Genomic DNA, 14,739 nt, shown 5'->3' with positions numbered 1-14,739 from the left:
AGATGCACAAAACGGTCAAAATACCATTGAAAGATTTTCAGCAATGGATGCAGCAGCTTTTGCTCGATCCTTACCAGCAAACGGGTGTGAATCCTAATGATTTGCTTTCGAATGCAACCAATGCGGCTTCTATTGAAGACGTCATTTGCCATTCGGAAAAACTTAGCGCTCAGGAACATTTGGGAATTTACCAACGGAGTTATATTGCACGATTGCGAAATTGCATGTCGCAGCAATTTAGTGCTTTAGAATATGCTTTAGGCGAAGCTATTTTTTGTGCTTTCGCCGATGATTATCTCGCTTCAAGACCATCGCATCATTATAATTTGTCTTTTTTAGGAGCTCATTTTGCTGACTATCTCGAAAACAACAGACCCGATGCAGAAGAAACAGTAAAAGAAGACTGGATTGATTTTATCATTGAGCTGGCCCGATTTGAATATGCCATTGGAGTCCTTTTTGATACCAAAGCAGAAGAGGATTACCAATTAGCGACCTTTGAGACTCCTGAGGAGCAATTAAAAATAGTTCCAATATTTTCTTTATTTACATTTAAATTTCCGGTCCGGAAGTACTATTCCGAATTTAAAAATGGAAAAAATCCCGCTTTGCCTCTTGAAAAAGAAAGTTATAGTGTGGTCTTGAGACACCAGTTCAAATTGTCAATTTATGATCTTCACAAAGAGCAATATGATTTTTTATCTTTATTGAAAGAACATAACGACATTGCTACTGCAAAAGATTTATTTCAAACCCATTACACAAAAAATGATATGCAGTTTGAACCAATTTGGAGCAATTGGAAAGAACGCTGGATAGCGGCTAATTTTTTTAGGGTTTAATTCGTTGGATGAATTTTTTAACAAATAGAAAAATAGCTTATTAAACTTAAAAAAGGCCTTTAAATTCCATTAAAACGTCTTGGCATTACAGCGGGTTTGGGAATAAATTAAGCTCTATTTCAGGATTTGCCAAATCATTCCAAATGCAAAACTATCTTTCCATTAAGTCAAATGCCCAAATCCGTTGTAGTGGCTATTATATGATGCCCTTTTTATTTATATTTAATAATTCAAACTTACTCCAAAACCTATTCCCATATCACTGTCATAATGTGTGGTTATTCCAAAGTTTCTTTTGACAATATATCGCAATCCTGCCATATATTCTTTGTCGGTATTCCACATTAAGTTCATTCGAAGACGTTTTGAAACTGGAATGTCCATTCGTTCAAATTGTAAACGCACATTTCCATCAGTAAACACTTCGGCTTGTGCCTTTATGAGCATTGGGAAGGTGTATTCTAATCCAAGACTAAAAACAGAGCGTTTGTCTTTGGTATTTGTTTGGTTAAAAAGGTTCTTTTCCATTTCGTTATCTTCCATTTTTCTGTATCTCCAATCAAATCCAATAAAAGGCATTAGCCATTGCATCTTACCAATATATCTACCAATGTGTGTTTCGATTTCATAACCGTGCATATCATTGTATCCTAATCTCCATTCAGTACCAATACTCCAACGTGTATTTTGATACATTGCGCTACCATCATTACCATTAGTAGCAAAATCATTTTCTGCCATTAAATGAAATTTTCTATCATCGGCAAACAATTTGCGTTGTGCTAATTTGGGGTTTGGTATCAATGGATTAGGTGCTTGGTTTTCATAGGTAAAAACTCTGCCCATTCCTGCCATCATGTGGTACAAAATATGACAATGAAAAAACCAATCGCCTTCAACATTCGCGTTGAATTCTAAAACATCGGTTTCCATTGGCATAATGTCAATGATATTTTTAAGTGGTGCGTAGTCGCCTTGTCCATTAATTATTCTAAAATCGTGTCCATGTAAGTGCATTGGGTGGCGCATCATAGAACCATTGTAGATTGTGATGCGTACATTTTCGCCTTTTTTGATTAGGATTTTATCAGTTTCTGAAACTACTTTATTGTCTAAACTCCAAACATAGCGGTTCATATTTCCTGTAAGTTCAAATTTTAATTCTCTGATTGGTGCATCTTTTGGAAGATTTGTTTTGAAAGGTGATTTTAGCATTGCGTAATTTAGGGTTACAATGTCTGAAAGTTTATTGCTGTTGTAATCGTTTTCCGTCATTTTTATAACGCCCATTTTGTCGCTTTTGGGTTTTGCTTCGCCTGTAATTTCTGGATACATTACTACATTCATATCCATTTGATTGTAGGACATACTCATTCCCATATCGTCAAGGTCTCCGTTCATCTTCATCATATCGTTCATCATTTTCATACCTTCAAAATATTTTAATTTTGGTAGGGTAGAATTAAGCTGTTTGATGCCATCGCCCAAATATAATGATGCAGATTTTGTGCGGTCTTCGGAAGTTACTAAAAATTCGTAAGCGGTTTTATCGGCTGGAATGGTTACAACAATATCGTAGGTTTCGGAAACGGCTACAATTAATCTATCAACTTCGACAGGTTCTACATCGTTACCATCGTTGGCAACGACAGTAATTTTTCCGGCTGCATAATTAAGCCAAAAATAAGTTGATGCACCACCGTTTGAAATTCGTAAACGCACTTTGTCACCACCTTTGAACTGCGAAAGCTGACTTTCATTTTTGCCATTAATTAAAAATTTATTGTAATATACATCGCTTACATCCATTGCGTTCATTCGTTTCCATTCGTTGTTAACTTTAGTTTTGAAATGACCTTGCTGAATTGCTTCGGAATAACTTTGTGTTGTACCTTTTTGAATTGCAAACCAATCTGTTGCGTTGTGTAGCATTCGGTGTACATTATCAGGGTTTGCATCTGTCCATTCGCTCAAAACTATTGGAACGCTCGGCAAATCGTCAATTCCTTTTCTAAAGGTTGGATCAGTTGGTTTTTTGAGCATTATAAAATTCCCATACATACCTATTTGTTCTTGCATTCCTGAATGGCTGTGATACCAATGTGTTCCGTGTTGAATAATAGGAAATGTATATTTGTGAGTAGTGTTGGGTTCAATTGGCATTTGTGTCAAATTAGGCACGCCATCTTCTTTATTTGGCAAAAATAAACCGTGCCAATGCAAAGAGGTACTTTCTTTTAACTCATTATGTACATAAATTTCGGCAATATCGCCTTCGGTAAATGTTAGTGTTGGCATTGGGATTTGTCCATTTACTGCTATGGCGTGTTTAGGTTTATCTCCAAAAGTTACGATTGTATCTCGCACATATAAATCGTAACGAACAATTTTTTGTGCGAAAATGGATTGAGAAATAAACAATATCAATATTGCAGCAGGCAAAATTGATATGTTTTTCATTTTTTTATTTTTCATATTGATAGTTTCAATTAATTGGATTAAAAAGGCGAAGCCTTTTTGGACTTCGCCAAATTAAATTTATTTGATTGTTTCTGTTACTTTACCGCAACTTAACATCATAGAACCATAGTATGGATTTTTAACCACATCCTCTTTACTTAACCAATTTGCACCTTTTCCGTTGTTTGCCATTGGGCAAAATTGATAATACGTTGGCGTTTCTTGTTTAGAAACCTTGATTAATTCATAGATGTTTTTTGAAAGTGTATCAAAATGATCTCTTTGGTGTTTTGCATCTTTGGTGCCTGAAATATGTTCAGCATCTTCTTTTGTGTCTTTTAAAACTTTCATCCAAACATTGTGTTCTTCTGTTTTTAAAGTTTCCATTTTGACAGCGTTGATTGCCGAAAGTAATGCTGTAGCTTTTGCAGATGCTGTGTTTCCGTCTGTTTTTACTAACGCATCTTTTACAGCAAAATAATTATCAAAAACTGCTTTTAGTTGGTTTTCGGCAGTAGTATGATTGGTCATATCCACTTTAGAATTTGCTGATATAGTATCGCTAGCAACTGTATTTACTTTCACAGGAACTTTTGCAATTCTGTTGTATTGGCAACAACTCGGTAGTTTAGAATAAGCTTCGTTTGGAGCAAGAAATGTATCGCTATCGTGCCCTGATAAAGCAATGCTTTTTAAAATTGCATCTTGATTGGTTTTTTTACTATCATAAGTTATAGTCGCCATTTTTGTATCTACATCCCAATCTACTTTGGCTATGTTATTTATATTTCCTGCTTTTTCAATTCTTTTTTCACACATCCCACAGTTTCCATAAATTTTTACTGTTTCAGTTTTTTCATTTTTAATTTGTGCCTCGCAAGATGTGAATGATAACAATACCGTGATTGCTACCCATATTTTTGATATTAGTTTCATTGTAATAAAATTTTAATTTTTGCTAAATAATAATTTTGTGAGCAAAGAATTTGCTTTCGAGAAGACAGACTTATGGCTGTCAAAAAAAATGTTTAGGCTATTTTAGGAATGAGCCAAATGGAATGAAAACCCGAAGAAATAAAGGTTTTTGAATGATAAAATTTTGATTTTTCTTCTGAAAAATCAAAAGAATTATTTTTAAAATTAATTTCGTAAAATGAAATTATGCTGAAATTTACAGATGTTGAAGGTGTGCAATTTGAGTGTCCGCATTTTCCGCCGCAACTATTGTGTTTGTCTTTTGAGTCTTTATTTTTACAACAGTCTTTCTTTTCAGATTTCTTTTCAGATTTCTTTGTTGTTTCTTTTTTGCAACAAGATTTTTCGGTTTTAGTCCCACACGCATAACTCGAAGTTGGCAACATAAAGAAGCCAAGCGTTAGAATTATGATAATTATGTGTAAACGTATTTTCATTTAGCAAATATAAGACGTAATTCTGAAAATTTATGTTAATTTTTAGCAGGTTTTTTCAGCGGTTCGTGTGGCTGAAAGGTATCATATAACACATAGCTATGTGTGAAGAAACGAGTTTCTTTTGAATTTACTTTTTTTCAGAATCATAAAATCTATGTTCTCTATGTGTTTAATTAATTTGTTTATTCTTTACACCCAAAACGTAGTTGAATAAAATGCTAAAGATCTAGTTTATTAATTTTTTTTCAGAATATAAAATAGATATTCAGCGCCTACTTTAAAACTTAACACACAATTTATGTTCAGGTAAACTTGTGATTGTATCCTTGTTGGTTAAAAGCAAACAAATGGTTACAAGGTTATTGATAGTATGGTTTATTACACTACAGTCGTTTGGACAACAAATAAAATTTGAGAATTTTACCACGAATCAGGGATTGTCGAATAATTCGGTTATTGATATTGAAAACGATAAAGATGGAGGGCTCTGGATTGCCACCTGGGATGGATTGAATTATTATGACGGCTATAAATTTAAAATTTTCAAACATAATTTTAATAATCCTAAAGCGATTTCCAGTAATGATATCACCAAATTAGCCAGGGATAAAGAAGGCTTTATCTGGCTGATTACGAAAGAAGGCGATGTAAATAAATATATTGGAAATGGTACGTTTACAAAATTCCCTTTCAAGGATATTCCAAAAAACTTCCAACGCTCTCAGAAAGGAAATATAGTAGTAGAAACCCATAACGCCTACTATGAATTTAAAGAAGGAACTTTTGCTGCCATCCCACAAAATTCCTTAAAAAAAACAGACACTAACACTTTAAAAAGTATCTTATTAAAAAAATATCCTGAACTTATTATCAATGATGTTTTAAAGGATAAAGCAGGAAACATTTGGTTTGCTACAAGAAAAAACGGACTTTATATCATGGCGAATGATGGCAGCAAAAGCATTCAGCATTTTACTGCCGATTTGTATTTGCCGTATTCTTTTAAGAGTGATGAAATAGAGACGCTCCATGAAGATGCTTTTGGGAACATTTGGCTAGGCCTAAAAGATGGCGGTTTGAGTATGGCTTTTCCGGGCTCAGAAAAAATCAACTCAATAGTACCGCATCCTGTAAAACAGCCTAATTTACCAACAGAAACCATCAGAGCCATTACTAAAGATGCAAACGGAAAAACCTGGCTGGGTTATTATACAAACGGACTATATTTTTACAATGAAAAAAGTAATTCCTATCAAAAATATAAAATAAAAGAAGCAGCTTCCAACTCGGATTGGGAGCGTGTAAGGAGTTTGTTTACTGCCAGTGACGGAACCATCTGGGTAGGAACCTATAAAGGAATCATTCGTATTTCAGGTGCTAAATATACCTTTTATGAGGCTGGTAAGATTAAAGAGCTACCTAATAACAGATCATATTCTATTGATGAAGATGAAAGTAAAAACCTCTGGATTGGCTGTTGGGGAGGTGTGGCCAAATTTAATTTGGCAACTCAAAAATTTGAATCTTTTAAAGGGCAAAATAAACTGAACCAATACCATATCAGATGTGTTAAGAAAAACAAGCAGGAGTTAATTTTAGCTACTGAAAATGATGGGGTTATTGTCTTTAATTTAGAAACCAACCGCATAGACCCAATTTCCAGACAGCAGGGCATTTTAGGTAATAGCGTTTATTCTGTCCTAATTGATAAAACTACAACCAATTATTGGATTGCTTCCTTAGGCGGTGTCAGTATTTATAATAAAAAAAAGGGTTTGGTTAAAAATTTTTCAGAAGCAGATGGTCTTCCGAGTCACATGGTTTATGGACTTATGGATAGCGGAGATAAAGTCTGGATCAGTACTACTAAAGGAATTGCCTCAATTGCTAAAGATAATTTTAAAATAACTTCTTATAATCCCAATCACGGTTGGCAGGCAACGGAATTTTCAGAAGGAGCTTATTATCAGGATAACAGAGGTTTATTGTTTTTTGGAGGGGTAAACGGACTTAATTATTTTAATCCGAAGAGTATTCGTTCCTCGACTTCCCATCCAAAAATAAAATTGAGGGTTGATGGTGCCGAAAATTATTTGGCTACAATAGAAAAGAGTTTTAGCCAAAATGAATTGGAAATCGAAATAATTCCGATTGTTTTTCCTAAAAATGACAAAGCTAAAATTTATTATAAATTAGAAGGAAGAGATAAAAACTGGATTTTATTGCAGGACAACCGAAAGATAGAATATGCCAATTTATCCTCAGGAAATTACGAATTTTTGATTAAAGAAGGTGAAAACGGAATTGCCAAACCGGCATTTTTCACCCTCAATATCAGTAAAGCATTTTATGAGACTATTTTGTTTTATATTTTACTGTCAGGTCTTATATTAATTGGCTGTATGCTGTTGATTTATTTTAAAAATAAAACCAATCTGGCACAACAAAAGTATCTCGTAGCAAAAATTCAGGCCCGTACGGCCATTATCGAAAATCAGAAAAAAGATTTACAGGCTATTAATGAAAAACTGGACGAAAAGAACAAAAAAATATCAGAGCAGAAAGAAAAACTTTTAAAACTGCACGGCAATCTTAAAAACGAAAATTTTGAAATCGAAAAATTTAAAAGTTTTATGCTGGCAGAATTTCAGGATCCGATAGCCAGGATAATCAAAATTTCGGGTACATCCAAAAAAGACAGCGATGCGCAACGGGATTTACTTTTGCAATCAGGTAAACTGGCCAATCTTATTTCGGGTTGGAATTATTTGAGTTATGTAAAAGATATTGGCCCCATAAAAAAATCAGCAGTTAATTTGTTTCCCATTTTAAAGAATAGTATCGAAAAACTAAAAAAAGAACTGCAGCATAATCAGGTAAATTTGAATTGCGAAATAGACAATTCGCCTATTTTCGTTGCCGTAGATGTCTTACGGATAAAATTAGTACTGCAATATTTTTTTAATGATATCAGTAAATATTCTGAAACTGAAAGCGCTTTGAATATTGAAATTGGATATGAAAATAACTTTTTAAAAGTCAGAGTAGTTTCAGATAGTATCATCTTAAAAAACAACTGGTACAATATTTTGCATTACAGTCCTTACTTTAAAGCTTTTCAGGTGTTACTGGAAGATTTAAAAGGCGAATTTTTTGATTATTCTGAAGAAAATTTTTCAAGTACATTACAAATTCCATTAGAATTAGCGGCTGAAAATTTAAATACCAAAGAAACAATTTCATGGAAGCATTTCAACGAACAGGAACAGCTTTCTTTGGATAAAGAATTGTTTTTGGTTTTTAGCGACCAGTCTGATTATACCGCAGCAAATCAGGTTTTAGAAAACAGTAAGTATCATTTGCTTTTTGAAAATTCGGTAGAACACCTAAATTCCGCCACCAAACAGCTCCACTTTTCTGCTTTGGTATTTTATCAGGCAACCTTCACTAAAGAACTGGTTCATTTTTTAGAGGCCAATAAAAAGGCTGCAACTCTAAAAATGCCGATGATTTATATTTCTGAAGATATTAATTACGAATTGCACGAACAATTATTAGAGCTTGGTATTGATACTTTGATTCAGTTACCAGCCAGTGGCTCTTTTATTATAAAAAAGATAACTTCTCTGATTGATAAAAACAAAGAGGTACTGCAGGAAAATAAAATACAGCAAAAAATATTTGAAATCTTAACCGAAGATGACCCGGTAGTAACCAATAATGATAAATTGGTTAAACAGGCTTTAGAAATGATAAAAAGAGAATTACAGGATCCGTCATTTAACGTAGAAACGCTGGTGGAGAATCTGGGAATTTCGAGAGTAAAATGCTACCGGATTTTCAAGGAAACTTTAAACCAGTCTCCATCTGATGTGATCACTTCTTTTAGGCTGCAAAAAGCAGAAATATTATTAAAGACCAAAAAATTAAACATTTCGGAGATTAGTTTTGAGTGTGGGTATAATGATCCGAAGTATTTTGGGCGTTCTTTCAAAAAATATTTTGGAAAAAGTCCTAAAGAATACAAAGCATCGGCTTAAAAGTTCTGTTAGCTCTGTGTTTACACAAAGTTAGTTGAATGTTAGTGAACAAAACACCCCTTTTTTGTCGTTAATTTTATCCTAATTTGAATCTAAAATCCTCTTTTCTGAAGCAAAATTACCCCATTTGGCAACATTCATAAAATACTTTTGGCAAAACAAAAAACAGTATTTAAATGAAAAAATTTTATGCATTATTAATTCTTGCCCTGGGATGTATGTCATATTCTTATGCGCAGGTAACCGTATCAGGAGCTGTGCTTTCTGATCTTGAAAAAATACCCGTACCGGGAGTCTCTGTTTATATTAAGGGAGAACCAAAAGGAGCCGTTACAACCGATTTTGACGGAAATTTTAAAATTAAAGCCAACCAAAACGAAGGGGTTTTAGTTTTCTCTTATGTAGGATTTAAAACAAAAGAAGTTTCTTTCTCAGGCAATCAAAAATTAGATGTTTTGCTAACCGAAGAAGTAAGTACTTTAAATGAAGTAGTTGTGGTAGGTTATGGTATTCAAAAACGTTCTGATGTAACCGGAGCCATTGCTTCCGTAAAAAGCGAAAACTTCAACAAAGGGGTTGTTGCCAATGCAGGACAGCTGATTCAGGGTAAAGTTGCCGGGGTCAATGTAACCGCTGCAAGTGGAGAGCCTGGTGCTTCGCAAGACATCATTATTCGTGGTGTGGGAAGTTTACGTTCCGGAACAACACCGCTTTATGTAGTTGATGGATTTGCTTTGGATAATAGTAATAATGGTGTTGCTTCTAATCCTTTAAACTTTATCAATCCACAGGATATCGAAAGTATTGAGGTGCTTAAAGACGCTTCTGCTTCTGCTATTTACGGATCTAGAGCTGCCAATGGTGTAATTGTAATCACCACTAAAAAAGGATCAAAAGGAAGAACACAAATCAATCTTTCTATGACTAGCGGATTTTCAACATTAGCTAATAAAGTAGATGTTTTTAGTGCGGATGAATTTAGAAAACAAGTGGCAGCCGTAAACGGAACCTTACTTGATGGCGGAGCCAATACGGACTGGCAGGATGAATTAACCAGAACCGGCGTTTCTCAGAATGTTAATTTCTCTATGAGCGGAGGAACAGAAAAATCAACTTATGCAGCTTCTTTAGGTGTAGATAATCAGGAAGGTGTTTTACGTAATAGTGATTTAAAACGCTATTCTGGACGTTTAAACTTAAACCAAAAAGCACTTAACGATAAGTTTAATGTGGCTTTTAATTTGACCGCTACCAAACTTGATAATTCAAGACCAGACGCCAGAGGTATCGTTGGTAATATGCTTACCATGAATCCTACTGATGCGGTTTATGTAAATGGAGAACCAAATGTGAATTTAAGTAATGATATTCTGAACCCTTTAATCAGCGAAAGAATTTATTCTGATGAAACAAACAACAATCGTATTTTAGCGAATATTGCACCATCATACGAATTTATAAAAGGATTAACGTATAAATTTAATCTTGGAGTGGATTACTCTATGTCCGAAAGAGATATTCAGGTTTTGCCATACACTTCGGCAACGAATACGACTTTAGGTTCTTTGAATAATATTGTGACGAACAATAATAATATTTTATACGAAAACACTTTAACGTATAATTTTAGTACACAGGTTCATAATTTTACGGTTTTGGCAGGACAGTCTTACCAAAAAATACAAGTAAGTCAAAAGGGTTACAATTTATCTGGATTTCCTGATAATGGTGTAGAACCAAAAAACCAAATCGAAACCGCAAGTGAGCGTACAACTCAGGCTTCGTATGCTGTAGAAAACGAACTTCAGTCATTCTTCGGAAGATTAAATTACGGGTATGATAATAAATACTTACTTACTGCTACTATGCGTGCCGATGGATCTTCAAAATTTGGTAAAAATAACAAATATGGTTACTTCCCATCTGTTGCCTTAGGATGGAACATTACAAAAGAAGATTTTTTAAATGATTCTGAAACGGTTAACAATCTGAAACTAAGAGCAAGTTGGGGACAGACTGGTTCTCAGGAGATTCCTTCTAAAATAACCAAAGCAAGTTATACAGAAAGTAATACAGGAAACGATACCTATCCGTTAGACCCTTCTGCTATCGATTTAGGAGGATATCCTTATGGTTCTATTTACACACGTTTAGCGAACCCAAATATTCAATGGGAGGTTTCAACACAAACGAATATCGGTTTAGATTTTAGTTTATTTAATAACAGATTATCAGGAACAGTTGATTATTTCAATAAAGTTTCGGAAAATATTTTATTGGAAGTTGCGCCTGTAGATCCTATTCAGCCTACATCAAAATACTGGACAAACATTCCAAATATGGAAATCCAGAACAACGGTATCGAAATCGCATTGGATTACAGCAGTGATAAAACCAAAGACTTCTCTTATAGTATTGGCGGAAACATCTCTTTTACAGATAATAAAGTAGAAAATTCTCCTTATAAAATATTAACTACTGGAGGAGCACAGGGAGGCGGACAATCCGGAGCAACCATAAACGGAGTTTTGAACGGACAGCCTATAGGTTCTTTTTATATGCTTGACTTTACAGGAATTGGCCCTGATGGTCTGAACCAATTTGCAGATACCAATAACGATGGTGTGATTCAGGACAATGACCGTATTGTAGCCGGAAGTGCATTACCGGATTATATTTATGCTTTTTATCTGAATTTTAAATACAAGAATTTTGACTTAGGCGTTAATTTTAACGGTGCCGGAGGAAATAAAATTTACAACCACGTTGCGATGACTTCATTCAACAGAGGTCAGCTTGCCAACTCTTTCAATACGACTGACAGAGCTTCAGAATTTTTAAACGAAGCCTCAACTAATTCGAATACCGTTTCAACACGTTATCTGGAAGACGGCAGTTTCTTAAGATTAAATAATGCAACATTAGGTTACAATATAAGCCCAAAAACAATTGGACTTGATAATGTAATGGATAATTTACGTCTTACGTTGACTGCACAAAATTTATTTGTAATCACAAAGTACAGCGGTTATGATCCTGAAATTAACACCGGAACATCCGTTGGGGACATTCAGTCTTTCGGAATTGACTACTTCAGTTATCCAAGAAGCAGAACGGTTTTACTTGGCTTAAACGTGGCATTTTAATCAAAAATAACATAACATGAAAAATAAAATAATAGTAGCAGCTCTTGCATTCAGTTTATTATTTACTTGGAGCTGTACCAACTTAGAAGAAAATGTACTGGACGAATCCTTAGACGGAAGCGGACAAGGAGAAGCAATTAGCGGTGCAATTGCTCCGGCTTACGGTCAGTTGAAAGCGACCTGGATACACACCAACAATTTTGGTTTGCAGTTAATTGCCAGCGACGAAGGAATTTTACCTTACAGAGGTGGAACAGACTGGTATGATGGAGGTAAATATTTAGCAGTACACGCTCATACTACAACCCCTACTAATGACTTGGTTACCAGTACCTGGAATGAGCTTACAAAAAATATTTCGAGAACATTATCTGCTATTGAAGTATTGACTCCTCTTGCAGAAGTTGGAAATACAGAAGCGCAGGGAGCACTTTACGAAATGAAAGCGCTTAGAGCTTACTTGAATATGATGACGTTAGACAGCTGGGGAATTGTGTTTAAAAAAGAATCATCAGCAAGTACCTCAGAAATACTTCGTGGACAGGATGCTGTTTCTTATATCGAAAGCGAATTATTGTCTGTTGCCGATGTTATCAATACTACAAAAGGTCCAGGAAGAATGACACAGGCTGCAGTTTGGGGACTTCTATCCAGATTGTATCTTAATGCTGCTGTTTATCGTGATCCTTATGGTACACCTCAATTTGCTGCTGCAGATATGGATAAGGTTATTAAATATGCTGATAACATTATAAACTCAGGTAAATTTACTTTATCTCCTGAATATTTTGATTTATTTGATGATGCTAATAATTCAAACAAAGAATTAATTTTTGCATTGGATCAGCGTGGTGTTTTAAAAGATGAAAACAACCGTTGGGCGTATTGGTCTATTCCGGGATCCATGTTTCCAAGACCGGAATCTATCAATGCTGATGGTACAGATGGTCCGGCTATTACATCAGATTTTTACCAGACATGGGTTGATGCTTATGGAGCTGTAGATCCTGCAGATGCTGATTCGAGATTTTATAAAAATAATGCAAAAGTACCAGCGCATTTAAAAGACCTTACCGGATTTACGCCACTAAACGATCAGGATCATTATTATTGTGTAAAAGCGGAGACATTTGAAATAGACAGAGGAATCATGAGAGGCATTCCATGGGCTGCCAGAAAAGATGCTAACGGAGCTTTCTTTAAATGTGATGAAGGTTACAGAATTTATCCTGTAAAACAGATCAAAGGAAATGGACCTGATAAAAACGTAGGTTATGTAAATCTTACAGAAAAAGTTGATTTTACTAAAGATGGAAGCATGCACTATTCTGGATACAGAGTTTCTAAATACCAATTTAGTCATACTTCACCTGATGGAAATAATTTTAGTAGTGTAGATATGGTATTACTGAGATATGCTGAAATTTTTATGATGCGTGCTGAAGCTAAATTAAGAAAAGGAGATAATGCAGGAGCATTGGCTGATATGAACAAAGTAAGAACATCAAGAACTGCACGTGCTCCAATTCCTGCAGCACTTCCTACTATCAATTTAGATATTTTGTACAGAGAATATGGTTTCGAATTTTACTGGGAAGGTTTAAGAAGAACAAACCAAATTCGTTTTGGACATTTTGAAGATAAATGGACCGAAAAAACAGATACGGATGTAAACCACAGATTGTTCCCAATTCCGCAAGTTGCGATTGATGGTGCATCGAATACTCCGGGTTATTTAGAACAAAATAAAGGATATTAATTCCGTTAGAATATAGATTTTTTTGAAGGCTACTGGTTTTCTTTCAATGAGATTGCCATAGCCTTCAAATTTTTAATTAGAAAAAAAAATGAAAATAGCACTGTTTCAAAAAAGCATCGTTAAAGTATTTATTCTTACACTCACTACACATTTTGCTTTTGCTCAGACTACAGATACTGCGGTCAAAAAACATCCAAATGCTCTTAATTTTATTGTAATGGGAGATTGGGGCAGATTTGGCGAAGACCATCAAATTCCTGTTGCCAAACAAATGGGGATTACAGCTACAGCCATTAATCGCGATTTTATCATTTCGACCGGTGATAATTTTTATCCGGTAGGGGTTGCAAGCGAATATGACCCACAATGGAAATCTTCTTATGAAGATATTTATACTGATTTTTCTCTGCACTGGAACTGGTATTCGGTATTAGGAAACCATGATTATGCCGGTAATCCTGATGCGCAGGTTGCTTATTCAAAAATAAGCCGCCGCTGGAATATGCCCGCCCGTTATTACAGTAAAACTTTTGCCATAAACGGAAATCCAAACGAGCAGGTATTGATTGCTTTTATAGATACCAATCCTTTAATTCCGGCATTTTATAAAAGTGAACAGTATGGTAAAAATGTAATTTCACAAGATTCCACAGCTCAAAAAAAATGGCTTATCAAAACCCTGAATGATGCGCCTAAAACGGTGAAGTGGAAATTGGTAGTGGGGCATCATCCTCTGTTTACGGCAACCCTAAAAAGAAGAGAAAGTTATGATACACAGGCTGTCCGAAAATCATTAAAATCACTTTTGGATAAATGCGAAGTAGATGCTTATATTGCCGGTCACGATCATGATTTGCAACACTTACTTCCAGAAGGCAAAACACATTATTTCGTTTCAGGATCAGCTTCAGAAGCTACTCCAATCGATAAATTGCCTTTTAGTAAACTGGCAGCTTCTGAATATGGTTTTATGGTGTTTTCTGTCCTTGCCGACACTTTGTATGTTCAGGCAGTCAACGAAAAAGGCGAAGTCATTTATAGTACCGAAATAAAAAAATAAATAACATCCAGTCAAAATCT

General features: G+C 34.9%; 8 protein-coding genes. 5 read left to right on the top strand and 3 right to left on the bottom strand.

Going from position 1 to position 14,739, the window contains the following annotated elements:
• Positions 1-2: 2 nt before the first annotated feature.
• Entirely contained in the window at positions 3-842 is an 840-nt protein-coding gene (locus tag GON26_RS02790) for an HvfC/BufC N-terminal domain-containing protein (RefSeq protein ID WP_160373186.1), read from the top strand.
• Between the two features lie 222 nt (positions 843-1,064).
• Here GON26_RS02790 and GON26_RS02785 read toward each other — a convergent pair whose 3' ends face one another.
• From GON26_RS02785 to GON26_RS02775, 3 genes are all read right to left on the bottom strand, one after another.
• Entirely contained in the window at positions 1,065-3,302 is a 2,238-nt protein-coding gene (locus GON26_RS02785) for a multicopper oxidase family protein (RefSeq protein ID WP_230407886.1), read from the bottom strand.
• A gap of 78 nt (positions 3,303-3,380) precedes the next feature.
• On the bottom strand, positions 3,381-4,238 hold the full coding sequence (locus GON26_RS02780) for a DUF3347 domain-containing protein (RefSeq protein WP_160373184.1): 858 nt from the start codon (positions 4,236-4,238) through the stop codon (positions 3,381-3,383).
• A 92-nt stretch (positions 4,239-4,330) separates the two neighbouring features.
• Entirely contained in the window at positions 4,331-4,714 is a 384-nt protein-coding gene (locus GON26_RS02775; RefSeq protein ID WP_160373183.1) for a hypothetical protein, read from the bottom strand.
• 347 nt (positions 4,715-5,061) lie between these two features.
• Here GON26_RS02775 and GON26_RS02770 point away from each other — a divergent pair, with 347 nt between their 5' ends.
• From GON26_RS02770 to GON26_RS02755, 4 genes are all read left to right on the top strand, one after another.
• A complete protein-coding gene (locus GON26_RS02770; RefSeq protein WP_160373182.1) occupies positions 5,062-8,754 on the top strand; it encodes a two-component regulator propeller domain-containing protein in 3,693 nt (1,230 codons plus the stop codon).
• Positions 8,755-8,930: 176 nt separating this feature from the next.
• Positions 8,931-11,900 (top strand): SusC/RagA family TonB-linked outer membrane protein, encoded by a 2,970-nt coding sequence (locus tag GON26_RS02765; RefSeq protein WP_160373181.1) that lies wholly within the window; start codon positions 8,931-8,933, stop codon positions 11,898-11,900.
• 16 nt (positions 11,901-11,916) lie between these two features.
• On the top strand, positions 11,917-13,659 hold the full coding sequence (locus GON26_RS02760; protein WP_160373180.1) for a RagB/SusD family nutrient uptake outer membrane protein: 1,743 nt from the start codon (positions 11,917-11,919) through the stop codon (positions 13,657-13,659).
• An 88-nt stretch (positions 13,660-13,747) separates the two neighbouring features.
• Entirely contained in the window at positions 13,748-14,719 is a 972-nt protein-coding gene (locus GON26_RS02755) for a purple acid phosphatase family protein (protein WP_160373179.1), read from the top strand.
• The last annotated feature ends 20 nt before the right edge of the window (positions 14,720-14,739 follow it).

Origin of the sequence: Flavobacterium hydrocarbonoxydans, from assembly GCF_009789235.1 — a bacterium.
Taxonomy (GTDB): Bacteria; Bacteroidota; Bacteroidia; order Flavobacteriales; family Flavobacteriaceae; genus Flavobacterium; species Flavobacterium hydrocarbonoxydans.
The sequence above is the reverse complement of the archived record's forward strand: the minus strand, read 5'-3'. Positions and strand labels throughout refer to the sequence as shown.

Coding starts and splice junctions, on each gene's coding strand:
- GON26_RS02790 (WP_160373186.1), top strand. CDS start 3: ATGCACAAAACGGTCAAAATACCATTGAAAGATTTTCAGCAATGGATG.
- GON26_RS02785 (WP_230407886.1), bottom strand. CDS start 3,302: ATGAAAAACATATCAATTTTGCCTGCTGCAATATTGATATTGTTTATT.
- GON26_RS02780 (WP_160373184.1), bottom strand. CDS start 4,238: ATGAAACTAATATCAAAAATATGGGTAGCAATCACGGTATTGTTATCA.
- GON26_RS02775 (WP_160373183.1), bottom strand. CDS start 4,714: ATGAAAATACGTTTACACATAATTATCATAATTCTAACGCTTGGCTTC.
- GON26_RS02770 (WP_160373182.1), top strand. CDS start 5,062: ATGGTTACAAGGTTATTGATAGTATGGTTTATTACACTACAGTCGTTT.
- GON26_RS02765 (WP_160373181.1), top strand. CDS start 8,931: ATGAAAAAATTTTATGCATTATTAATTCTTGCCCTGGGATGTATGTCA.
- GON26_RS02760 (WP_160373180.1), top strand. CDS start 11,917: ATGAAAAATAAAATAATAGTAGCAGCTCTTGCATTCAGTTTATTATTT.
- GON26_RS02755 (WP_160373179.1), top strand. CDS start 13,748: ATGAAAATAGCACTGTTTCAAAAAAGCATCGTTAAAGTATTTATTCTT.